This is a genomic window from Winogradskyella litorisediminis, assembly GCF_042675765.1.
Taxonomy (GTDB): Bacteria; Bacteroidota; Bacteroidia; order Flavobacteriales; family Flavobacteriaceae; genus Winogradskyella; species Winogradskyella litorisediminis.
On sequence record NZ_JBHTJL010000009.1, the window covers coordinates 630,594 to 654,112 of the forward strand.

General features: G+C 34.8%; 22 protein-coding genes and 1 tRNA gene. 10 read left to right on the forward strand and 13 right to left on the reverse strand.

The genetic code is table 11. From position 1 onward, the window contains the following. Positions 1–16: 16 nt before the first annotated feature. Complete coding sequence (locus ACFQ1Q_RS05105; protein WP_386128644.1) at positions 17–874, reverse strand: MBL fold metallo-hydrolase; 858 nt, start codon at positions 872–874, stop codon at positions 17–19. A 109-nt stretch (positions 875–983) separates the two neighbouring features. On the opposite strand from ACFQ1Q_RS05105, the gene ACFQ1Q_RS05110 reads away from it, so the two are divergent. Next, positions 984–3,188 carry an amino acid permease gene (locus ACFQ1Q_RS05110; protein ID WP_386128646.1) on the forward strand — a complete coding sequence of 735 codons (2,205 nt, stop codon included), beginning with the start codon at positions 984–986 and terminating at the stop codon, positions 3,186–3,188. 50 nt (positions 3,189–3,238) lie between these two features. Continuing rightward, positions 3,239–5,071 (forward strand): cation:proton antiporter, encoded by a 1,833-nt coding sequence (locus ACFQ1Q_RS05115; protein WP_386128648.1) that lies wholly within the window; start codon positions 3,239–3,241, stop codon positions 5,069–5,071. 44 nt (positions 5,072–5,115) lie between these two features. Here the strand turns inward: ACFQ1Q_RS05115 and accC are convergent, their stop codons facing one another. The 6 genes from accC to pdxA all read right to left on the reverse strand — a co-directional run bounded on the left by accC (position 5,116) and on the right by pdxA (position 10,212). Further along, positions 5,116–6,468 (reverse strand): acetyl-CoA carboxylase biotin carboxylase subunit, encoded by a 1,353-nt coding sequence (gene accC / locus ACFQ1Q_RS05120; RefSeq protein ID WP_386128650.1) that lies wholly within the window; start codon positions 6,466–6,468, stop codon positions 5,116–5,118. Positions 6,469–6,552: 84 nt separating this feature from the next. Continuing rightward, on the reverse strand, positions 6,553–7,035 hold the full coding sequence (gene accB / locus ACFQ1Q_RS05125) for an acetyl-CoA carboxylase biotin carboxyl carrier protein (RefSeq protein ID WP_386128652.1): 483 nt from the start codon (positions 7,033–7,035) through the stop codon (positions 6,553–6,555). A gap of 25 nt (positions 7,036–7,060) precedes the next feature. Then, positions 7,061–8,056, reverse strand: a complete 996-nt coding sequence (locus tag ACFQ1Q_RS05130; RefSeq protein WP_386128654.1) for a beta-ketoacyl-ACP synthase III — start codon at positions 8,054–8,056, stop codon at positions 7,061–7,063. A 178-nt stretch (positions 8,057–8,234) separates the two neighbouring features. Then, a complete protein-coding gene (gene rpmF / locus ACFQ1Q_RS05135; RefSeq protein WP_386128657.1) occupies positions 8,235–8,438 on the reverse strand; it encodes a 50S ribosomal protein L32 in 204 nt (67 codons plus the stop codon). An 8-nt stretch (positions 8,439–8,446) separates the two neighbouring features. Then, positions 8,447–8,989 carry a YceD family protein gene (locus ACFQ1Q_RS05140; protein WP_386128659.1) on the reverse strand — a complete coding sequence of 181 codons (543 nt, stop codon included), beginning with the start codon at positions 8,987–8,989 and terminating at the stop codon, positions 8,447–8,449. Between the two features lie 179 nt (positions 8,990–9,168). Then, a complete protein-coding gene (pdxA, locus tag ACFQ1Q_RS05145) occupies positions 9,169–10,212 on the reverse strand; it encodes a 4-hydroxythreonine-4-phosphate dehydrogenase PdxA (protein WP_386128661.1) in 1,044 nt (347 codons plus the stop codon). A gap of 91 nt (positions 10,213–10,303) precedes the next feature. Here pdxA and ACFQ1Q_RS05150 point away from each other — a divergent pair, with 91 nt between their 5' ends. Then, positions 10,304–10,894, forward strand: a complete 591-nt coding sequence (locus tag ACFQ1Q_RS05150) for a riboflavin synthase (RefSeq protein WP_386128662.1) — start codon at positions 10,304–10,306, stop codon at positions 10,892–10,894. Positions 10,895–10,966: 72 nt separating this feature from the next. Beyond that, complete coding sequence (locus ACFQ1Q_RS05155; protein WP_386128664.1) at positions 10,967–11,140, forward strand: hypothetical protein; 174 nt, start codon at positions 10,967–10,969, stop codon at positions 11,138–11,140. A 298-nt stretch (positions 11,141–11,438) separates the two neighbouring features. Here the strand turns inward: ACFQ1Q_RS05155 and ACFQ1Q_RS05160 are convergent. Both ACFQ1Q_RS05160 and mce read right to left on the reverse strand, forming a co-directional pair. Further along, positions 11,439–11,512, reverse strand: a tRNA-Ile gene (locus tag ACFQ1Q_RS05160). A gap of 86 nt (positions 11,513–11,598) precedes the next feature. Beyond that, positions 11,599–12,003 carry a methylmalonyl-CoA epimerase gene (gene mce, locus ACFQ1Q_RS05165; protein ID WP_386130167.1) on the reverse strand — a complete coding sequence of 135 codons (405 nt, stop codon included), beginning with the start codon at positions 12,001–12,003 and terminating at the stop codon, positions 11,599–11,601. Between the two features lie 62 nt (positions 12,004–12,065). Between mce and rbfA the strand changes: the two genes are divergently transcribed. Together rbfA and ACFQ1Q_RS05175 are read left to right on the forward strand one after the other, a co-directional pair. After that, positions 12,066–12,458 carry a 30S ribosome-binding factor RbfA gene (gene rbfA, locus ACFQ1Q_RS05170; RefSeq protein WP_386128666.1) on the forward strand — a complete coding sequence of 131 codons (393 nt, stop codon included), beginning with the start codon at positions 12,066–12,068 and terminating at the stop codon, positions 12,456–12,458. A 62-nt stretch (positions 12,459–12,520) separates the two neighbouring features. Continuing rightward, a complete protein-coding gene (locus tag ACFQ1Q_RS05175; RefSeq protein WP_386128668.1) occupies positions 12,521–13,726 on the forward strand; it encodes an ABC transporter permease in 1,206 nt (401 codons plus the stop codon). 290 nt (positions 13,727–14,016) lie between these two features. Here ACFQ1Q_RS05175 and dusB read toward each other — a convergent pair whose 3' ends face one another. Continuing rightward, on the reverse strand, positions 14,017–15,009 hold the full coding sequence (dusB, locus tag ACFQ1Q_RS05180; protein ID WP_386130170.1) for a tRNA dihydrouridine synthase DusB: 993 nt from the start codon (positions 15,007–15,009) through the stop codon (positions 14,017–14,019). A gap of 169 nt (positions 15,010–15,178) precedes the next feature. Here dusB and ACFQ1Q_RS05185 point away from each other — a divergent pair, with 169 nt between their 5' ends. From ACFQ1Q_RS05185 to ACFQ1Q_RS05195, 3 genes are read left to right on the forward strand one after another with little or no spacing between them, the layout of a single operon-like run. Then, positions 15,179–15,628, forward strand: coding sequence for a hypothetical protein (locus ACFQ1Q_RS05185; RefSeq protein WP_386128670.1), 450 nt, complete (start codon positions 15,179–15,181; stop codon positions 15,626–15,628). A gap of 1 nt (position 15,629) precedes the next feature. Continuing rightward, positions 15,630–16,373 (forward strand): prolipoprotein diacylglyceryl transferase, encoded by a 744-nt coding sequence (locus ACFQ1Q_RS05190; RefSeq protein ID WP_386128672.1) that lies wholly within the window; start codon positions 15,630–15,632, stop codon positions 16,371–16,373. Beyond that, entirely contained in the window at positions 16,363–17,757 is a 1,395-nt protein-coding gene (locus ACFQ1Q_RS05195) for a radical SAM protein (RefSeq protein ID WP_386128674.1), read from the forward strand. Before ACFQ1Q_RS05190 ends, ACFQ1Q_RS05195 begins: the two co-directional genes overlap by 11 nt. Positions 17,758–18,102: 345 nt before the next feature. On the opposite strand, the gene ACFQ1Q_RS05200 is transcribed toward ACFQ1Q_RS05195, so the two are convergent. Together ACFQ1Q_RS05200 and ACFQ1Q_RS05205 are read right to left on the reverse strand one after the other, a co-directional pair. Next, entirely contained in the window at positions 18,103–18,510 is a 408-nt protein-coding gene (locus ACFQ1Q_RS05200) for a DUF4345 domain-containing protein (RefSeq protein ID WP_386128676.1), read from the reverse strand. 60 nt (positions 18,511–18,570) lie between these two features. Continuing rightward, entirely contained in the window at positions 18,571–19,815 is a 1,245-nt protein-coding gene (locus ACFQ1Q_RS05205; protein WP_386128678.1) for a M28 family peptidase, read from the reverse strand. A gap of 79 nt (positions 19,816–19,894) precedes the next feature. Here ACFQ1Q_RS05205 and ACFQ1Q_RS05210 point away from each other — a divergent pair, with 79 nt between their 5' ends. Continuing rightward, on the forward strand, positions 19,895–21,001 hold the full coding sequence (locus tag ACFQ1Q_RS05210) for a TolB family protein (protein WP_386128680.1): 1,107 nt from the start codon (positions 19,895–19,897) through the stop codon (positions 20,999–21,001). A gap of 39 nt (positions 21,002–21,040) precedes the next feature. On the opposite strand, the gene ACFQ1Q_RS05215 is transcribed toward ACFQ1Q_RS05210, so the two are convergent. Further along, a complete protein-coding gene (locus tag ACFQ1Q_RS05215) occupies positions 21,041–23,437 on the reverse strand; it encodes a TonB-dependent receptor domain-containing protein (protein ID WP_386128682.1) in 2,397 nt (798 codons plus the stop codon). Positions 23,438–23,519: the final 82 nt, after the last annotated feature.

A 23,519-nucleotide genomic window follows, 5' to 3' on the forward strand; every position in this document is an offset into this window, starting at 1 on the left:
AATTATATTGGTGTGTTTAAAATATATCGTTACAAGTATAAGTTTGGTCTAATCTAATGCCTTTTTCGGTATGTTTTACCGTGATTATTTGGTTGTGTGCATCGTGCTCTAAAAACAAATAATAATTATTATCGGCTGCTAAATTTAAGAAGTTTTCTTTTTCGTCTAAAGTTAATAGTGGTCGCGTATCATAACCCATCACAAACGGAATAGGTAAGTGGCCAGCAGTTGGTAGTAAATCAGCCATAAAACAAATCGTTTTTCCGTCGTAAATTATCATCGGAATCATTTGTTTTTCGGTATGTCCATTGGCGAAAAATATATCGAACCCTAATTCAAAATTCTTCAAAAATGAATCTTCTGGAAGTGAAGTAAACTTTAATTGTCCGCATTCTTCCATTGGTATAATATTCTCTTTTAAAAAAGATGCTTTCTCACGACGGTTAGGCTCAGTTGCCCATTTCCAATGGTTTTTATTACTCCAAAAATAAGCATTTTTAAAAGCGGGCTCTAAAATTGTTCGGTCTTTATTGTATTGAATACTTCCGCCACAATGGTCAAAATGTAAATGCGTCATAAATACATCTGTAATATCATCGCGATGAAAACCGTGTTGTTTTAATGATTTATCAATGGAGTCATTTCCCCATAAATGGTAGTAACCGTAAAATTTTTCGCTTTGTTTATCGCCCATACCAGTATCAATTAAAATCAGACGATTTCCATCTTCAATTAATAAACAGCGCGCAGCAATATCTATCATGTTGTTGGCATCTGCAGGATTTGTGCGCTGCCAAAGTGATTTTGGGACGACGCCAAACATGGCGCCGCCATCTAGCTTAAAATTTCCAGCTTCAATAGGGTATAGCTTCATAGGATATGCAAATTAAGAAAAAGCAGAGAAACTGCGGGATTGCTTTTAGAATTAATTAAGATTTTTTGAGTCTTTAAAAAAACCCTATTTTCGGATAAAATTTTTTTCTTTGAAAAAACTCAACCGCAGTGTTAATCTTACTTCAGCAATTGCCATTAGCATTGGCGGAATGTTAGGTAGTGGTATTTTTGTTTTACCTGGTATTGCAGCTGCAAAAACAGGTTCTTCTATTTGGTTGGCTTACTTATTAGCTGCGGTCTGTATTTTACCAGCAGCTTTATCTAAAAGTGAACTAGCTACGGCAATGCCATCTTCTGGCGGAACGTATGTTTACATAGAACGTACGTTTGGACCAATTTTCGGTACTATTGCAGGTATTGGATTATGGTTGTCTTTGTTGCTAAAAAGTTCATTTGCCTTAGTTGGTTTTGGTGCTTATCTCACAGTTTTAGTAAGTATTGATGAAGGCTTTACAAAATACGCAGCACTCTTTTTTCTTCTCGTGATTTTAGGTTTAAATATCGTCGGAATAAAAAAAGTAGGAAAAGTGCAGATAGTTATTGTAACCATTAGCTTGATAAGTCTCGCAGCAATTTTAATTTTTGGTTTGCCGAATATCAACAAAGATTATTTACAACCTGTTTTTACAGATGGAAATATTGGTTTAATATCTACAGTGGCTTTTGTTTACATTTCATATGCTGGTGTGACAAAAATTGCCGCTATCGCGGGCGAAATTAAAAATCCGAGCGTGAATTTGCCACGCGCCATGATGTTGTCTTTGGTTATAATGTCCGCAATTTATGTGTCTGTGGCTTTTGTTTTGGTTGGTAATATTCCAATGACAGATTTAGGTTCAGATATAAAACCAATCTACACAATATCCAACATCTTAGGAGGAACTTATATTGGTTATGCAGCTGCTATTGTTGGTGTTATTACACTGGTTTCAATGGCAAATTCAGGTGTTTTAGCGGCTTCAAGATTTCCCTTTGCAATGGCAATTGACAAGTTGTTGCCAGAGTTTATGAGTAGAATTCACTCAAAATATTTAACGCCAGTCGTTACCATCGTGATGACTTGCTTGGTAATGGCGCTTGTCATTTTATTTTTAGATGTTGAAAAAATAGCGAAACTTGCAAGTGCATTTATGGTAATGATGTTTATTTCGGTTAATGCATGTGTTATCATTTTACGCGAAACAGCAACACAATGGTACAATCCGCCTTATAAATCACCATTTTATCCCTTTATTCAGTTGTTCGGTATAGTTAGTGGTATTATTCTATTAATTCTTCTGGGGCTTGTACCGCTTTTAGCCATTTTAATAATTACTATAATAGGTTTTTTAATCTATTTAAAATATGGAAAAAAAGCACTAAGAACAGGCGTTTTAAGAAAATACGGGCACCGACCGGCTTTATATTTGTTATATAAAAAGAAAAATAGAAGAAAAGCCCGATTAACCGGTGATATTGTTATAAATAGCAAATTTCTTGATGGAGAAATTTTAGATGATGCAGGTGTTGTTGTTCCATTATTAGGAAATGAAAAGTCGCCAGAAATGCTGGTTGAAATAGGTGCAGCGCTTAATACAAAAGAAAAACTTCAAGTTGCTAATATTATTGAAGTGCCTAACCAAACCTTTTTAGAGGCAGTTGTTGACGAAAACCCAAAGGTAACAGCATTGGCAAGACGCTTTTCAAGATTGGCAAAATCAAATAGAATTAATGTCGATTTTGAATCTGTCGTTACTCATAATATCTCAGACACCATATACGAATTAAGTGATCAAACGCATTGCGATTGGTTGGTTTTTGGTTGGAATGGTCGTGCCAGAACAGGAATTTTAATTAACAACCCTATAGGTTGGTTAATGACGCATATCAACTCAAATTTTGCTCTATTTAAAGATAACGGCGTTCGTTATATTGGTAAGGTTTTAATAGCATTAACACCTGGCAAAAACGATAAAAAGTTTATAGAAGTTGCTGACAGAATTAGTCAATTTTATGGTGCTTCATTTTCTTTTTTACGAGTTGTTTCAGAAGAAATTTCCGAAACGGATTATAATGATTTAGAGCAAACTTCAAACGCATTAATATCTGGCTCAATAGCTGAATCAGATTTGAGAATCATTAAATCTAACGATTCTATTGAAACGATTTCAAACCTTTCAGCATCTTACGATTTACTTATTTTAGGCTCACCAAAAAAAGACAGTTGGATAAACGTCTTATTTGGATCGGGTAAAGATAAGTTTACAGAAAAATCGGCTTGTTCTGTACTTCGTCTTACAATTAAAAACGATTAGGCAATCAATTGCCATTTCTTTGTTAACTTTACTTTTTAAAAAAACAACTAATGATAGAATTAGCAGGCATTATCATATTAGGAATTTTAGCGCAATGGGTTGCATGGCGCTTCAAAATTCCAGCAATTTTACCTTTAATTTTAATTGGCCTTTTGGTAGGTCCGATTGCAGCAACATATTTATCTGAAGACGGAACCAAATGGATTGAACCTATTTGGAACGGAGAAAAAGGACTCTTTCCAGGAGAAAGTTTATACTATTTTGTGTCTTTAGCCATTAGTATTATTCTGTTTGAAGGTGGATTAACCCTAAAACGAAACGAGGTTAAAAATGTTGGGCCAGTTATTACAAAATTAATTACAGTTGGTGCAGTGATTACCTTTTTTGGTGCAGGTTTAGCTGCTCACTTGTTATTTGGTCTAAGTTGGGAATTAAGCTTCTTATTTTCAGGCTTGATCATTGTAACAGGTCCAACGGTAATTACACCGATTTTAAGAAATATTCCGTTGAAAAAAGATATTTCTGCAGTACTTAAATGGGAAGGTATTTTAATTGATCCAATTGGTGCTTTGGTTGCCGTATTAGTGTTTGAATTTATAAGTGTTGAAGGTGATAGTGGTTTTACAAAAACTGCTTTTATAGAGTTTGGAAAGATTGTTTTATTTGGTACAACCTTTGGGTTTACTTTTGCACATGGGTTAGCTTTTGCGGTAAATAAAAAATTAATTCCACATTATTTACTAAATGTGGTTTCGCTATCAGTAGTGCTTTTGGTGTTTGTAGAGTCAGAATTATTTGCTCACGAATCGGGTCTATTAGCCGTTGTTGTTATGGGAATGGTTTTGGGTAATTCTAAACTCGAAAACCTTAAAGAGCTTCTTTATTTTAAAGAATCATTAAGCGTCTTGTTGATTTCAATTTTATTCATACTACTCGCGGCTAATATCAATATTGATGATTTAATGCTGCTTTACAACTGGCAAACAGCCGTTTTATTTTTAATTGTTGTGCTTATCATAAGACCATTAGCAGTGTTTGCGAGTACTCATAACTCAGGTTTAAAACTTCAAGAACGATTATTTATAAGTTGGGTTGGGCCACGTGGTATTGTTGCTGCCGGTATCGCTTCTTTATTCGGAAGCAAGCTTATGAAAGAAGGTGTAGCTGGGGCAGAGTATATTACGCCTTTGGTATTTATGATTGTACTTGGCACAGTTTTATTGAATGCTACAACAGCGCGTTTATTTGCTAAGGTTGTTGGTGTCTTTTTAACAAAATCAGATGGTATTTTAATTGTCGGAGCTTCAAAAGTTTCACGTCTATTAGGTAATTATTTAGAGAATAATGGTAGAAGTGTAGTGTTAATTGACAGTAACCAAACTAATATTGATAAGGCAAAAGAAATGGGTTTAGAGGCAATTTCAACTAACATATACACAAGTACATTATCTGACAATATAGAATTAAATGATGTAGGATATTTGATGGCATTAACGGCTAGTTCGGACATTAACCGCTACGCGATAAATAAATTTGGTGCGCAATTTGGTGAAAACGGGTCATTTAGATTAGTGTCAAAAGAAGAAATGAAAGACGATAAAAACAACCCAAAAGAAGGCTTGTTTTCGCATACAGATGATTATGAAACGCTAAATAGTGTTAGTAAAAAGTATCCTAACATTCAAGAAATAGAGCTGAAGGATGTTGACCATTATTTGTCATTGATAGATTTTACCAACCACGATAAGGACGTTATTCCATTATTTATTAAGGATGCTGCAGGAGATTTAAGAATTATAACCTCTTTTAATGACGAAGTCACAGAAATTGAAGAAGGTTGGCGTTTGGTCTATCTCGGAAAACCAATAGATATAGAACTATAAAAAAAGCCCTCATTTTAAATGAGGGCTTTTTTATTAATTATTATTTAGTCTTCTTGTTTTTTTGGCATTACAAAATCTTCCATAAATTTAGTAGTATAATTACCCGCTAAATAATCTGGATGGTCCATCAATGCACGATGAAAAGGAATAGTGGTTTTGATACCCTCAATAACAAATTCATCTAAAGCACGCTTCATCTTATGAATAGCTTCTTCTCTAGATTGTGCTGTCGTAATTAATTTAGCAATCATAGAATCATAATTAGGAGGAATGCTGTAACCTGCATAAACATGAGTGTCTAAACGCACACCATGTCCACCCGGAGCATGTAAGACTGTTATTTTTCCTGGTGAAGGCCTAAAATCGTTGTATGGGTCTTCAGCATTGATTCTACACTCAATAGAATGCAAGTTTGGTTCGTAGTTTTTTCCAGAAATAGGAATTCCGGCAGCTACTTTAATTTGCTCTCTAATTAAATCAAAATCGATTACTTGTTCTGTAATTGGATGCTCTACTTGGATACGTGTATTCATTTCCATAAAGTAGAAATTACGATGTTTATCTACTAAGAACTCTACAGTGCCAGCTCCTTCATATTTGATGTATTCAGCAGCTTTTACAGCGGCTTCTCCCATACGTTTGCGCAAGTCATTCGTCATAAACGGAGAAGGTACTTCTTCTGTTAGTTTTTGATGACGACGCTGAACAGAACAATCACGTTCTGACAAGTGGCAAGCACGACCTGTAGAATCTCCAACTATTTGTATTTCGATATGGCGAGGCTCTTCAATGAGCTTTTCCATATACATATCATCATTTCCAAATGCAGCTTTAGATTCTTGTCTAGCAGAATCCCAAGCGGCTTTAAGATTTTCAGGTTTCCAAACGGCACGCATCCCTTTTCCACCACCACCAGCAGTTGCTTTAAGCATTACAGGATATCCAGTTTCAACAGCTAGCTTTTCACACTCTTTAAAATCTGAAATGATGCCGTCACTTCCAGGAACACAAGGCACGCCAGCAGCTTTCATGGTTGCTTTAGCAGTAGCTTTGTCTCCCATTTTTGCAATCATATCTTCAGAGGCACCGATAAATTTTATACCGTGTTCTTCACAGATTTTTGAAAACTTTGCATTTTCAGATAAAAATCCATATCCAGGATGTATTGCGTCTGCGTTTGTTATTTCTGCTGCTGCAATAACATTAGACATTTTTAAATACGATTCGCTACTTGGAGCTGGTCCAATACAAACCGCTTCGTCAGCAAATTTTACTGGCAAACTGTCTGCATCTGCTGTAGAGTATACGGCAACAGTTTTTATGCCCATTTCTTTGCAGGTTCTAATAACGCGTAGCGCAATTTCACCTCGATTGGCAACTAATATTTTTTTAAACATAAATTCTTCAAATTTTCAATATTCAAAAACTAAACTCCAAAAAAAGGATTGGAATTTGGAAATTAAAAATTGTGATTTACATTATTATGATGGGTCAACCAAAAATAAAGGTTGATCAAACTCTACAGGAGAAGAATCATCGACTAAAACTTTTACAATTTTCCCTGATACTTCAGATTCAATTTCGTTAAAAAGTTTCATAGCTTCGATAACACATAAAACATCACCTTCTTTAATTTCTGTACCGACTTCTACAAAAACAGGTTTGTCTGGAGAAGGTTTTCTATAGAAAGTTCCAATGATTGGTGATTTTATAGTAATGTATTTAGAATCCTCTGACACTGCAGGAGCAGCTGCAGGAGTTTCGGCAACAGGTGCAGGTGCAGAGGCAACTGGAGCAGCTTGCTGCATCATTGGCGCAGCAGAAACTGGCATTTGTTGAACGATTGTTGTCTCTTCAGAACCCGTTTTAATGGTAATTTTAACGTCATCCATTTCTAACTTAACTTCGCTTGCACCAGATTTAGCAACAAATTTGATTAAGTTTTGAATTTCTTTTAAATCCATAATATTTCAGTTATTAATAATTGGTTTATGAGTTATAGGCCCATTTAAAATAAATAGAACCCCAAGTAAATCCGCCGCCAAAAGCAGCAAATATTATCGTATCGCCTTTTTTAAGCTGTGTTTCGTAATCGTTTAGTAAAAGAGGTAAAGTTGCTGATGTGGTATTGCCATATTTTTCAATATTCATCATCACTTTATCTTCTTCAAGATTAATTCGGTTGGCAGTTGCATCAATAATCCGTTTGTTGGCTTGATGAGCCGCTAACCAATGTATATCGTCATTTGTGAGATTGTTTCTTTTTAAAATTCGCTCTGCGACATCCGCCATATTAAAAACGGCATTTTTAAATACTGTTCTTCCGTCTTGAAAAACGTAATGAGATCCTTCTTTAAAAGTATCTGCATTTATAGGATATGAAGAACCACCACGTTGTGCTCTTAAAAATTCTCGTCCTTCGCCATTACTTCTTAACAACTCATCTTGCAATCCAAGACCTTCGTGGTTTGGTTCAAAAAGAACAGCACCAGCGCCATCACCAAAAATGATGCACGTTGCACGGTCTTCATAGTTTATAAAAGATGAGTTTTTATCTGCGCCAATAAGAAGTATTTTTTTATATCGGCCAGATTCTATATAAGCTGCTGCAGTTGACATACCAAAAAGAAAGCTAGAACATGCTGCTTCCAAATCATATGAAAATGCATTTGTTGCACCAATTTGTGTTGCCGTGTAAGCCGCTGTAGAAGCTGCTTTCATGTCTGGTGTCGCTGTTGCAACAATTACTAAATCTATTTCTTTAGGGTCTAAATTAGATTTTTCTATAAGATTTTCGGCTGCTTTTATGGCCAAGTATGAAGATCCTTTTCCTTCATCCTTAAGAATACGACGCTCTTTGATTCCTGTACGTGTGGTAATCCATTCGTCGTTTGTATCTACCATAGTTTCGAGAACTTTGTTAGATAAAACAAAATCAGGGAGATATTTCCCTACTGCAGTAATAGCCGCTGTGATTTTACTCATTATAAGCGTTTAAATTGATTAAAAATATCGAAAATTGATTAAAAAGAGGTTGTTTTCAACCATTTTCAACATTTTTTGGCAAATAATTATGCAAATAAAATGGTTTTTTGGCGATTTGAAGCACTAAAACAAAAAAAACGCCCAACAATGGGCGTTTTATTATATGCACGCATAGTAATTATGCTGCGTTTTCTTCTGCTACAGAATTGTCAATAAGTACTTGGCCACGGTAATACAATTTACCTTCGTGCCAGTGTGCTCTGTGGTATAAATGCGGCTCACCAGTTGTAGGGCAAGTTGCAATTTGAGGAACTGTTGCTTTATAGTGAGTTCTTCTTTTGTCTCTTCTTGTTCTAGATATTTTACGTTTTGGATGTGCCATTTTAAATGTTATTTATCCGTTAATAGTTTTTTTAATGTATCCCAACGAGGATCTGTATCCTCAGTGTTATTTTCTTCTGTTTTGCCTTCTTCAGGACTTAATTCTTCGAGCTTTTTAAGTATATCAGATTGTAACGTGCCGTCTTCAATACCCGGATGAACTTTTTTAGCTGGTAAAGCCAAAACAATAAGTTCATATATGTATTGAGCAACATTTATTTGATATTCACCATGCGGAATAATCAAAATTTCTTCGTTGTCATCATTATATGCTTCACCAAATTTAATTACAAGCTTAAAAGCGTCTTTTATTTTTAAATCAAAAGGTTCATTTGTAACGTCACAATTAACGTTTACGAAACCTTCGGCTTTAAATTCTAACTCTAAAAATGTAGACTTTTTATCAAAAAACAAGTCTATATTAACGTTAGCTGCATTAAATTCATCGTAATCAAACTCTAAAAAGAACGTTTTATCAATCTGATAATCAAAATGGTGTTTTCCTTTTTTTAGCCCTACAAACGGTATTGTATACGCTTTCAATTCTTTCATTCTCACATTCATTTTGAGCGTGCAAATATAAAACTTTTTTCTATATAGCAGCCTAAGATTTCAACAAAAATTGTTAATAATTGTTTTGCTAAGTTCCAATAAATTAATGAAATAGAATTTTCATTAACAATTGAAGAGAACGCAACGCACGATTTGTAAATTATTCAAGCTCTTTTAAACTACTTTCTGCTCATTCTTTTGAGTGGATTCTTTGAGTAATGGTTGTAGTCGCTTCGTTTTCTAAAAATTTCTATCGCTGTAAACATGGCGCGTTTAAATGAACTTTCGTCAGCTGTACCTTTGCCTGCAATTTCGTACGCTGTTCCGTGATCTGGTGAGGTACGCACCTTATTTAAGCCCGCTGTAAAATTAACGCCGTTTCCAAAAGTTATAGTTTTAAACGGTATTAAGCCTTGGTCGTGGTAAGAGGCAATAACTGCGTCAAAATTTTGATAGCCATTAGATCCAAAAAAGCTATCTGCGGAATATGGTCCGTAAACCAAATGCCCTTCTTTTCTGAGAGTTTCTAATGCGGGTTTTAAAACAGTATCATCTTCATTACCAATAACGCCGTTGTCACCTGCATGCGGATTTATAGCTAAAACTGCAATTTTGGGTTTGCTGATGGCAAAATCTTGTTTTAATGATGTTGAAACGGTATCGAGTTTTTGACGAATTAGTTTTTCTGTTATATGACTTGGCACATCCTTTACAGGTACATGGTCGGTTAAAAGACCAACTCTAAGGTGTTCTGAAATCATAAACATGAGGCTGTTGCCTTCAAGCTCTTGGTCTAAATAATTTGTGTGACCAGGAAAATTAAATTTTTCGGACTGAATATTACTTTTATTTATTGGAGCAGTAACTAGAACATCAATATCACCTTCTTTCAAAGCAGAAACAGCAGCTTCTAAAGATTTGATGGCGTATTCTCCAATTGTTTTATCCTCTTGACCAAACTGAATGTTTACAGATTCTTTCCAAACATTTACAACATTAACTTTTCCGTGAGCAAGTTTGTCTAAGCTATTTATCTCATGAAATATAATTTTGCTCTTAAAGTGCTTGCGAAAGAAATTCATAATACGCGATGACGCAAAAATCACCGGCGTACAAAGTTCTAAAGACCTTGCATCCTCGAATGTTTTGATGACGATTTCGGGTCCAATACCATTTAAATCTCCAATAGAAATACCTACTTTAATAATTTCGTTTGTTTTCAATATTTAGAACTTTATTAATAAGAATTTATAAAACTGACGTCATTTTTGTCCGTAACTTTGTAAAGCAAATTTAACCATTTAAAATAGAACCATGTTTACAGGGATAATTGAAGATTTAGGTGTTGTAAAAAATTTAGTTACCGATAAAGGAAACCTTCATATTACAATCAGTAGTAAAATAACTAATGAATTAAAAATTGACCAAAGTGTTGCACATAATGGTGTATGCTTAACCGTAGTTTCAAAAGATGACGATAAATATGTTGTCACAGCAATTAAAGAAACCCTTGATAAAACAAATATTGGCGATTTAAAAGTTGGTGAAATTGTTAATTTGGAACGTGCCATGAAATTGGGCGATAGACTAGATGGGCATATTGTACAAGGTCATGTAGATCAAACGGCAATTTGTACCAATTTTGAAGAAGAAAACGGTAGCTGGTCGTATACCTTTAAATACGACGAAGCTTTGAATAACATAACTATCGAAAAAGGTTCAATTACGGTAAACGGCGTAAGCTTAACTGTAGTTAACTCTAAGCTAAATGAGTTTTCTGTAGCTATAATTCCTTACACTTACAAGCATACGATGTTTAAAAACCTAAAAAAGAATGATAAGGTGAATCTAGAATTTGATGTAATAGGAAAATACGTTAAACGCCTTAATGAGCTAAGGTCTTAAGCTTTCTTTAGCTTTTTATTTATAACGTATGCGCCTAGAAAAATAGCTGCAAAAAATAAAAGGTAAATATAATTGTCAATAGGGAAACCTGGCGGCGGCGGCGGCCCACCACAAGAACCTGTAGCACAGCAAGGAGCACATGGGTTACCCGAAGGGCAACCAGCACACTGCGCTTGTACGACTAACGCGAGATTAAAAATAACACTAAAAATTGAGGCAATCTTCATATTTATTATAAGAGACTAACGCAAATGTATAAAAAAAAGTGTGCTATCAAAATTTTAAACCTTAAAAAAAATCTATAAAATGTAAAAAAATCCGACAAAATGACAATTTTTTAAAGTTCACTCAAGTTTTTGTAGTCTTTTTCTTTCTTTTTTATTTGTTCTATTCTTTTGCCTCTAAAATATAATTATTAATTGGCCTCTAAAATATAAGAAGCAAAAGCTATCAACATATTAGACGCTAAAATTGTTAATAGACAAAACTTTAGCTTTTAAAAAATAAAAACCCCTTAAAACGCAACGTTAAAAGGGGTTTTTTGTGGTCCCACATGGACTCGAACCATGGACCACCTGATTATGAGTCAGGTGCTCTAACCAACTGAGCTATAGGACCATTGACAAATGTCAATCTCTTTTAAAATTAAAAGAGTTTGCAATATTACTATATATTTTAAAACTCTACAAGAAAATTAAATCAATTTAATCGGCTATATCTTGACATAATTCAACTAAAACGCCATTTGTAGATTTAGGATGTAAAAAAGCAATTAGTTTATTATCAGCACCTTTTTTTGGTTTTTCGTGTATCATTCTAAAACCTTCTTTGGTTAATCTTTCTATTTCGGCTTCAATATTCTCAACAGCAAATGCAATATGGTGAATGCCTTCTCCTTTTTTTTCAATAAACTTGGCAATTGGGCTATCTTCAGAAGTGGCTTGTAACAATTCTATTTTATTTGGACCGCATTTAAAGAAAGACGTCAATACATTTTCGCTTTCAACTTCTTCAATTTTATAATGAGCTGCACCAAAAAGCGAAGCAAATAATGAATTTGAATTCTCTAAATCTTTAACAGCAATACCAATATGTTCAATTTTTCCAATCATGGCTTTAATTTTGTAGTGTAAAAATACTATAATACTTAAATAACTTCTACTTTTGCAAAATGGAAAGCAATAGACAAAAAAAAATAGCAGGAATTCTTCAGCAAGATTTAGTTGATGTTTTACAACGTGCCGCTTCCGATGGTGGTTTAAAAGGCATTCTCATCTCCGTATCTAAAGTCAATGTTACAGTAGACTTATCTATTGCCAAAGTCTACCTCAGTATTTTTCCAAACAAAGAGGCCGAAGAATTACTTAAAGGTATTAGGTCTAACACGCCTTTAATTCGCCACGAGTTAGCACAACGTACACGTCACCAATTACGACGGATGCCAACACTACAGTTTTTTGTAGATGACTCATTAGAATATATTGACAATATCGAAAAATCTCTTAAAGGCGAAGAAAATCCTATTAAAGACCAAGATTTATTAGGCCGAAGAAAAAAGTCGTAAGCCTTTGCTAAATTTTAGTAGATACAATCTTTTATCCCTAATTTTATCGAGAGATTGTAAATATGAACACATCCTTTTACATCGCAAAGCGGTATCTTTTTTCAAAAAGTAGTAATAACGCTATAAATATTATGAGCTACATTGCTTCTGGAGGCGTTATTGTAGCATCTGCAGCATTGTTAATTGTACTTTCTATTTTCGCAGGACTAAAAGAATACAGTCTTGATTTCTCCAACTACACAGACCCAGATTTAAAATTATTGCCCATAGAGGGCAAATCTTTCATGTTTTTAGACAACGATTTAAAAACTCTAAATTCTATTGAAGGAATCAATGTTACGTCAAAAATAATTGAAGAACGTATTGTCATTAAATCAGAAAACAAAAATCTTCTAGCCACATTAAAAGGCGTTGATGAAAATTATCAAATTGTAACACAAATAGACAGCATGGTGTCACAAGGCACATGGTTTAACGTAGGCAGCAATGACGTGGTATCAGGTTGGGGAATTTCAAATAATTTATCCTTCGGTATTTTCAACTATTATAAACCATTAACCATTTATGTACCAAAACCAGGAAAAGGTCAAGGTAGTAGCATACGTAGTTATTTTAATTCCGAAATAGTAAACAATATTGGTCTGTTTAATATTAACGAAAAACTTAACAACGAGTATATTTTTTCAGATATAGACTTGGCTCGTAGATTACTCAATTATAAGCAAAACCAATTTTCGGCACTAGAACTAAAACTTTTAGACAACGCAAACGAGGCCCAAGTAACTCAACAAATTAAAACCAAGTTTCCCAACCGATTTATCATAAAAAACAGAGAGCAACTCAACGACGCACTGTTTAAAATGCTCAATACCGAAAATCTTGCTGTCTATCTCATTTTTACGCTCGTCATTATCATTGCGCTTTTCAATGTTATTGGCGCAATTATCATGATGATTCTCGACCGAAAAAAATCCCTTAATACCTTATTTAACCTCGGCGCCGAACCCAAAATGATAAAACGAATTTTCTTTTTACAAGGCACACTAATGACTGTTTTAAGCGGTATTGTTGGTATTACCATCGGTCTCTCCGTCATCTATTCGCAAATATACTTTGAGTGGCTTATGCTCACGCCAAATTTTCCGTATCCAGTAAGTTTACAGCTACGAGACATTATTATCGTTATGATAACTATTTTTGGTTTGGGAATCATCGCTTCAAAACTTGCCTCGCAACGCATCACAAAAAATCTTATAAAAACAGTTTAAGGGTATTTGGGCGAGTACGCTTTTTGGCGTACCAGGCTTTCCGCAGTCGCTCTCTTCGAGGAGCTCCAACAATGCTTCAATCCTTCTCGCGGGCGAATCAAGATATAAAATATCAATTGCTGTAAATTACTTTTTTAATAAGCTAAAAAAACAGAAGAGTTAATTTAAATAAGTGTAAGAGCGACAGTAGCAGTTAGCTTTAGTGAAATTTCAAAGTACGATTTTACAAAACTATGAGTGGATAGTGCGGTCACGCTTTGCGTGGCTTGCCATAAAATTAAATTGAAAATCTAAGAAAACTGATAATCTCCAAATTTTTCAAGAACTTCATCAAAAGCAGCAAACACATCTTTTGAGTCGTCGCTAGTTACCATTTTCATGCGGTATTCTTTAAAGTTAGGGATACCTTTAAAGTAGTTGGTGTAGTGGCGTCGAGTTTCAAAAACACCAAGCTTTTCGCCTTTCCAATCTATGGACATTTGCAGGTGACGACGCGCAGCTTCAACACGTTCTGCTAAAGAAATAGGAGCTAGATGCTCTCCTGTTTTAAAAAAGTGCTTTACTTGCTTAAAAAACCAAGGATTGCCAATTGTAGCACGACCAATCATAGCACCGTCTAAGCCATATTCGTCTCGCATTTTCACAGCCATTTCTGGAGTGTTTACATCACCATTTCCAAATACTGGGATGTGCATTCGAGGATTGTTTTTTACGTCGGCAATAGGTTTCCAATCGGCATTACCTTTATACATTTGCGCGCGTGTACGTCCGTGAATCGCAATAGATTTTATGCCAACGTCTTGGAGGCGTTCGGCCACTTCGACAATTTTTATAGAGTCGTGGTCCCAACCTAAACGTGTCTTAACAGTTACTGGCAAATTGGTGCGTTTTACCATTTCGGCAGTGAGCTTTTCCATTAGGCAAACATCCTTAAGAATGCCAGCACCAGCACCTTTGCTCACCACTTTTTTTACAGGGCAACCAAAATTAATATCTATAATGTCTGGCTTGGATTTCTCAACAATATCAATGGTTTGGAGCATACTCTCCATATTAGCACCAAAAATCTGAATGCCAACCGGTCGCTCTTTTTCGTAGATGTCGAGTTTCATAACGCTTTTTGCAGCATTACGAATTAAGCCTTCGCTACTTACAAATTCGGTATAAACCACATCGGCGCCTTGCTCTTTGCAGAGTGCCCGAAATGGTGGGTCGCTTACGTCTTCCATCGGAGCTAAAAGCAGAGGAAATTCACCTAATTCTATGTCGCCAATTTTTACCAAACGCAATTAATTTGTTTCGCCGTCACTAAAGTTATGGCGAATTTGGATGCAAAATTAGCGTTTTTTAGGTAATTGAAAAGGAAACTAATAAATTAGACTTATGAAATCGACTTTATACATAGTTGTCTTTTGTTTTTGTTTCAGTTTTGCGGAGTCGCAGAATAAAAATTTGAAGACTTATAAATTTGGAGCTTATAAATTAAATTATCCTAAAGCTTGGAAGATTCAAAAAAATCCATTTGGGTTTCAATTGCTTCCGAAAGAAAAGGAGTTGATTAAAAAAAGAGCAGCTTTCGTGTATATTATAAATAGTAAAATAAAGAAGTTTATTGGTAAAACCGATATCGTAAGTTATCTCAAACAATACGCTGAAACACCTGACCACCATATAAAAAGTAAATCATTTAGAATAACTGAAATAAAGGACAATGCTAAGTATCAATACAAAATTACATCAGAAATAGTATTTGTTATGTCTGATGAAATATCCACTAGAGTAGAATATTTTAATTTCAGCGACGAGTTTGTTACTTCAATTATGTATCAGGCTAGAAAAGACATATTTGAAAAATATAAAAACGACGCCATGTTAATTATCAATTCTATACAACAACGTTAATTTGCAAATACCATTCGAGCCAGAACTTTTTAATACGACCATAAATATTCATCTAATCCTTGAATATTTAGCGTTCTTTTTAGCGTTTCGGTATTACATAATTTTAAGACGAAAGGAGACTGACCATATTAACTCCAATAATCGTTTGTCAATCATTCTCGGTGCAACGTTGGGCGCCTTAATAGGCTCTAGGCTGGTGGGCGTTTTAGAAAATCCTTTTGTAGAATTTACGGAGCAGAACCTTATTCAGCTATTAAACACAAAAACCATAATGGGTGGTTTATTTGGAGGACTACTTGGTGTAGAATTGGCCAAAAAAATTATTGGAGAAAAGCAATTCTCTGGCGATTTGTTTGTCTTTCCGATTATTCTTGGAATCTTTATTGGACGTATTGGCTGCTTTTTATCGGGAGTTAAAGAGTTTACCTACGGCAAACAGACCTCTTTTTTTACAGGAATGGATTTGGGAGATGGCTTACAACGGCATCCTACATCACTTTACGAACTTGTGTTTTTAGTCATTCTATTTTTCAGTTTAAAATACATTCTGAATAACTATTCATTAAAAAACGGTGAGCTTTTTAAGCTTTTTATGTTGTTTTACTTTGGTTTTCGATTTTTTATAGAGTTTTTAAAACCTAATGTATTTTATGTTCTTGGGCTGAGCACAATCCAAATATTATGTCTAATTTGTTTGTTGTATTATTACAAATTTATCTTTCAGAAACTAAAGTATGCCCGTTAGAAAATATACCTATTACGATTTTACCTTGAGTCTTTGCCCCGAATGTTTAAGGCGTGTTGATGCAAAGATTGTTTTTGAAAACGAGAACGTTTACATGCTGAAACTTTGTAATGAGCATGGTAGTTCTAAGGTGCTTATTGCTGATGATATAGCGTATTATAAAAACATAAGAAATTATAATAAACCCAGCGAAACGCCATATACTTTTAACACCAAAACACATTATGGTTGTCCGTATGATTGTGGCTTATGTCCCGACCACGAGCAACATAGCTGCTTAACGGTTGTTGAGGTTACGGATAGGTGCAACTTAACTTGCCCAACCTGTTATGCAGGTTCTTCGCCAACTTACGGAAGACATCGAACTTTGGAAGAGGTAAAAACGATGCTAGACACCATTGTTAAAAATGAAAAAGAGCCAGATGTGGTGCAAATTTCTGGTGGTGAGCCTACAATACATCCGCAGTTTTGGAAGATTATGGATTATGCAAAATCGTTGCCAATTCGGCATTTAATGTTAAATACCAACGGGATTAAAATCGCCAAGGATTTCGCTTTCGCTGAAAAGCTAAAAACTTACGCTCCAGATTTTGAAATTTATTTACAATTCGATTCGTTTGAAAATTCAGTTTTACAAGAATTGCGTGGTGCAGATTTAAATGATATTCGGAAACAAGCGCTCAAAAATTTAAACAAACTTAATCTTTCAACCACTTTGGTGGTAACGCTTCAAAAAGGATTAAATGACCATGAAATAGGAAAAATAATAGATTACGCCTTAAAGCAAAAATGCGTTCGTGGCGTGACTTTGCAACCAACGCAAATTGCAGGTCGGTTAGAAAATTTTAATCCTGAAACGGACAGAATGACTTTAACCGAAGTGCGACGAAAAATAATGGAGCAAACCCCTATTTTTAATCCAGACGACTTGTTGCCGGTCCCATGTAATCCGGATGCTTTGGTTATGGGTTACGCTCTTAAATTAGATGGAGAGGTTTTTCCATTGACGCGGTATATTAATCCTGCTGACTTATTAGATAATAGCAAAAACACGATTATTTATGAGCAAGACGAACAGCTTCATGGAAAAATGATTGAATTGTTTAGCACAGGAAATTCTGTTGAAGTTGCAGAAGAAAACTTAAAATCAATAATGTGTTGCTTACCAAATATTGATGCACCAAATTTGGGCTATGATAATTTGTTTAGGGTAATAATCATGCAGTTTATAGATGCTTATAATTTTGATGTACGAGCGATAAAGAAATCATGCGTACATATTGTAGATAAGGACAATAAAATTATCCCGTTTGAAACCATGAATTTATTTTACCGAGACGATAAAAAAGCACGATTAGAAGAACTTAGAAACGAAATATTATAAACTATGCGGTTTCCGTGGTTATTACTATTCTTTATTTCAATTATAATTCCCTTATTGTTGGCGCTTACAGGAATAATAGTTTATAATAAGAATGATAAATTAGGAAAGAAAATCTGGGTTTTCGCATTGATTTATTCAATTATTGGATTTGGTATTTGCGGAGCTTTTGTATTTTAAGAGATTATTATGAAACTATTAATAGAACCAGGAAATTTAGACGGCTTAGTCATTTTGATACTAGCCATAATGTTTGGACCAGCTATTCTTTTAGCTATTATAGGTTTTGCTCTTTATAAGAATAATAAAAAGACAGCTAAGATTCTTTTTATTTTAGCGGGGCTTTACTTACTCATTAGTCTTGGTATTTGCGGTACGTTGATGTTGGGATACTAAAACCCAAATTCCGTAGCACCCTAGAAACAATTCTAAAAAAGTACCAATAACGTAACCTTGTGTTGGTAAGCCATCAACAAGCATACTTGTAATTCTACCAAAACCCAAACCGAGCATAAATACAACGTTGGTTATCAAAGCTGTTTTTTGATAATTAGCTTTAAATATTCCCAATATCCAAATAATAGAAAACGCTATATACAATCCCATAATAGCCTTGTAGAAATTATGCTCATCAATGGTTTTTGGAAATAATTCGAATTCCAAATCTGGAAAAAAGCCATAACTAATAGCTACGGGAAAAACGATAATAACAGATATTACCAAATGAATTTTGATAACGATTTCTCTTTTAGTCATAGTTAAGCCGGATGAGTAAAAGTCCTTCCCTTTGGGAAGGATTTAGGATAGGCTTCTTTTTCAAAACTTCACGGTAGTCTCAATAATATCTTCGCCTCGCTTCACACTAATCGAAGTTTCGTCACCTTTTTCAAAAGTAGAAAGCGCCTTCATATAACTCATCATATCTGTTACGTCTGCATCACCAAGTTTTATAACAATATCGCCTTTTTGTAGTCCAGCATTAGATGCAGGTGTGTCCTCGCGAGTGCCATCAATGCGCATACCTTTTCCGTCGAACAGATAATCTGGTACAACGCCAAGACCAACTTTAAAACGTGGTACTTCTTCGCTTTCGTTTTTTGTTTTACGGAAGGCGAGTTTTCCGTTATCATTTAAATCAGTGATGATGGTAAAGATGTAGTCCGAAATGAGATTCATCCCACCGTAATTTAGTTTTTCAGAATCATCGCCTGGTTTGTGGTAATCTTCATGCTGACCCGTGAAAAAATGTAGTACTGGAATATCAATCAAGTAAAAACTTGTGTGGTCACTTGGGCCAACACCACTTTCGTTTTCTACCAATTTAAACTTTTCGTTATTTGCTTTTAAAGTTTGTTTAAACATCGGAGACGTACCAACACCATAGACGGCTAATGTACTATCGGCTTTCATTCGCCCAACCATATCCATATTAATCATGTAGTTAATGGATTTGGTATCAATTGTTGGGTTTTTAGAGAAGTAATTAGAGCCTAATAAGCCCATTTCTTCCCCCGAAAATGCCATAAATAAATAGTTATTGTTGTCTTTTGTTTCAGCAGTTTCGTTTCGCAATTTTAAACGGTCGGCCAAATTCAGCATAACCGCAACACCACTGGCATTATCATCTGCACCATTGTGTACGGCTTTGTCTTTTTCGCGATAAAGTGAACCCTCGCCACCAAAGCCTAAATGGTCGTAATGTGCGCCAATTACAATGTTGTTTTCTGCATTATTATCTATAAAGCCAATGACGTTTCTGCCCGTAATTGTGCTATCTGCGTTGGTTGTAAATTCAACTTCTTTGTGCGGGTCCGTTTTTGGTTTAAAACTAAACGATTGGATAAAACCCTCAGTTCCTTTTGGCAATAGCCCAATATCTTTAAAGCGTTCAGAAATATAATCTGAAGCCGCTTTTTCTCCTGGAGTGCCAGTTTGTCGCCCTTCGAGCTTATCATCGGCTAAAAAAGTAACATCGTCTTTTATTTTGTTTTCAGCTTGTTTTGGTTCGTTTTTGCAGGCAAATAGAAATAATACTATAAATAATAAGGCAATCTTTTTCATTGGTTTATCTTATTTTTGTCTCAAAATTCCGAAGCTTAATGCATAGGAATAACAAAATTAGGCATTAAAAATTATAGTTATGAAGCGATTAGGTGTTATTCTTTTAATTTGTTTTTCGATTTTTTCTTGTAAAAATGAAGTCAATAAAACGGAAACAAAGCCAGCAGAGAAAAAATTGGTTGCAGGAAATGACCCGTTAATCTATCCGGAAGAAGTGCATTTTAAATCTATAAGACAAGTCACTTTTGGCGGTGATAATGCCGAAGCGTATTGGAGTTTTGATGATAAACAACTCGTGTTTCAATCTAACAATGCCGCTTGGAATGTAGGCTGCGACCAAATGTTTTTAATGAATGCTGATGAAACGTTTAAAGACAAAGTACCTCCAATGATTAGCACTGGTAAAGGCCGAACAACTTGCGCTTATTTTCTACCAGATAATAAACATATCATTTATGCGTCGACGCACTTAAAACAAGATGAATGTCCTGATACACCATTACGTAAAAACGGAAAATACATCTGGCCAATCTACGACAGCTACGATATTTTTGTTGCAGATTTAGAAGGCAATATTGTAAAGCAATTAACTAACGAAATTGGCTACGATGCTGAGCCAACAGTTTCTCCAAAGGGAGATAAAATTGTATTTACATCAACCCGAAGTGGCGATTTAGAATTGTATACCATGAATATAGATGGAACAGATGTAAAACAAATTACAAACGAATTGGGTTACGATGGTGGCGCATTCTTCTCACCAGACGGAAGCCAGTTAATTTTCCGTTCGTCACGTCCTAAAACTGAGCAGGAAATTAAAGAATATAAGGAGTTATTGGCCGAAGGTTTAGTTGAGCCAACCGAAATGGAATTGTATATCTGCAATGCTGACGGCAGCAATCTACGTCAACTTACAGATTTAGGAAATGCCAATTGGAGTCCATTCTTTTTACCAAGTGGTGATAAGGTGTTATTTTCTTCTAATTTTGAAGCAGAACGCGGGTTTCCTTTTAACTTGTACATGATTGATACTGACGGAAAAAACCTAAAGCGCATCACACATGGCGAAACGTTTGACGCATTCCCGGTATTTTCTAATGATGGTAAATATTTAGCATTTTCAAGTAACAGAAATAACGGTGGCGGACGCGATACTAATTTGTTTATTGCCGAGTGGCAGGATTAAAAAGTCCTTCCCTTTGGGAAGGATTTAGGATGGGCTTTTTTAATCCAAATCCTCAATCCTATCACGCTCTTCAGCTTCCGTAGTACGCTCATTAGTACTTAATTTTGTATTACCAAATTTATAACGAAAACCTAGTTTTACAAAACGATTGTCGGCATCGGTAAACTGTCTACTAGATTGGTTAAGATACCTTGTTCCAAAACGGTAATCTTGCTCGTTAAATAAATCTTCAACAGAAAGTGATATAACCCCTTTTTTATTAAAAACACTCTTGGTAATACTTAAATCTGAAACCAATCGGTCTTCAACAATCTGAAGACCTTGAAGATTTTTTCCTACATAAGTGAGATTAAAACTTACATTCAAACTATTATCTTTTAATAATGAAAAATTATTTGCTAAAACACTGTAGTTAGACCACTGGTCCAGTTCTATTCTATCTGTACCAAAGCCATTTTCTTCTGTTATGTTGTAAAACGAGGTTACAAAATAGAGATTCCACGTTTTTGTTGGGTTGACATCAAAAGCAAAATCGAATCCAAAGTCTACTGTTTTATCTAAATTTACTGGTGTGTAGCTTAAGATATTATTTGTGTTGTCTTGTCGTGGTATTTCACTAATGGCACCATTGTAATTGATGTAATACGCTTCAACTGTAAAATGCTCTAAAAAATTGGTTCCAACTACGAAATGGTCTTGAAATGTAGGTTGTAAAGCAGGATTTCCTTCAACCGTAGTGTTTTCGTTTATAAAAAATGTAAACGGGTTTAAATTAGTATAATTCGGACGCGTTATGCTTCGCTTATAGTTTCCATATAGACTAAAATTATCTGAGAAATTATGAGAAATGCTTGCATTAGGAAACCACTCAAAATAATCTTGCGTATTTGTTTGGTTTAATGTGGCTGAAAAGCCTTCAACATTGGTTTGTTCTATTCGCATACCTAAAACAATATCCCACTTTTCCCAAGATTTGCTATAATTGGCATAAGCTGCAAATACTTTTTCGTCATAATCAAAAGCATTACTATTTGCTGTGTCTAACGTTTCTGTACCGTTATTAATATCGAACTTATTAATAGCACTTTCAGTATTAATATTCGAGAATTTTGCGCCAGCATCAAAAGAAGAACTGTCGTTAATTGGCAAACTATAATCAGCTTTTCCTGTGTAAATTTTAGTGTCTTGGTCTGCAAGTGTTCTAAATTCAGAATCTTGTGTAATACTCACTTGAAAATTCTGATTTACACTTTGGTTTCTTTCATAATTATACGTCGTAAAATGACCGTTGAATGAAAGGCTGCTTCCATTAGTGAATTCCGTTCTTAAAGTAGCGTCTGTACCAATATTATATTTATCATCACGTGATAAATTTTCTGCTAAAAAAGCATCTAAAAAGCTAGAATTCGCGTCATTAATTACCGTATTATTACTTATCTGATAATTAAAATATGGCGTGTAAAGCGCCGTTGATGTTAAGCTTATCGTTGTTTTGTCCGACACAAAATAATCAAAATTAAGATTAAGGTTATGCGTTTCGGATTTTGTGTTTCGGTTGATGCTAGAGTTCCAGATTTGGTCAATATTTCCAGCATTGTCCAAATAATCAATGGCATTATCTTCGTCTCTATTAATTTTATTTGCTGTGTAACTGTAATTGAGGTTAAAATTGATTTTATTGTTCTTAAAATAATGACTCGTAGACGCATTATACCTCGGAAAAACACCTTGAGTGTAATTGGCAGAAACACTTCCACGGTATCCAGTCACTAAGTTTTTGCTCATTATGATATTAATTACAGAACCGCTATCAGCATCATAGCTAGCAGGCGGATTTGTGATTACATCAATAGACTTTATGCTATTTGCTGGTGCGCTTTCTAAAAGCTGAATTAACTCGTCAGACGTTAATTGCATACGACGATTATTAATAAAAATCGTTGCAGGCGTACTTTTAATATTTATACTGCCTTCGGAAACAATAACGCCTGGCGTGCTTTTTAAAACCTGAAGTGTTGTACCTTCAGTCAAAGCCGTATTTTCAATATTAAAAGTTAAGCGGTCTGGTTTACGAGTAATGGTTGGGCGTTTTGCCGTTACTGTTACGGCGTCTAAAGATTCTGCATCTTCAACCAAAATAATGTTTGGTAATATTTTGTTTGCAGAAATTGAAATTGGCAAAGAGACTGTTTTAAACCCAATAAAACTTACTTTTAAAATATAATCTCCAGCAGTTAGATTACTTAATTCAAACACGCCATTATCATCGGTACTGGTTCCTTTCATAAAGGATTCGTCTTCGGCATTTAAAACCAAAACATTCACATAAGACAAAGGTTGCTTATTTTCGTCAACAACAGTTCCTTTCAAAGAAATTTCTTGAGAAAAAACGAAAAAACAAAACGCCAAAAGCAGCGCAGTAAAAAGGGGCTTCAATTTGATTGTTTGATTTAGTTTGTATTAAGGCACAAGATATAAATTGTTTTTGACTTTAAATTGAGGTAAAACCGTAATCATA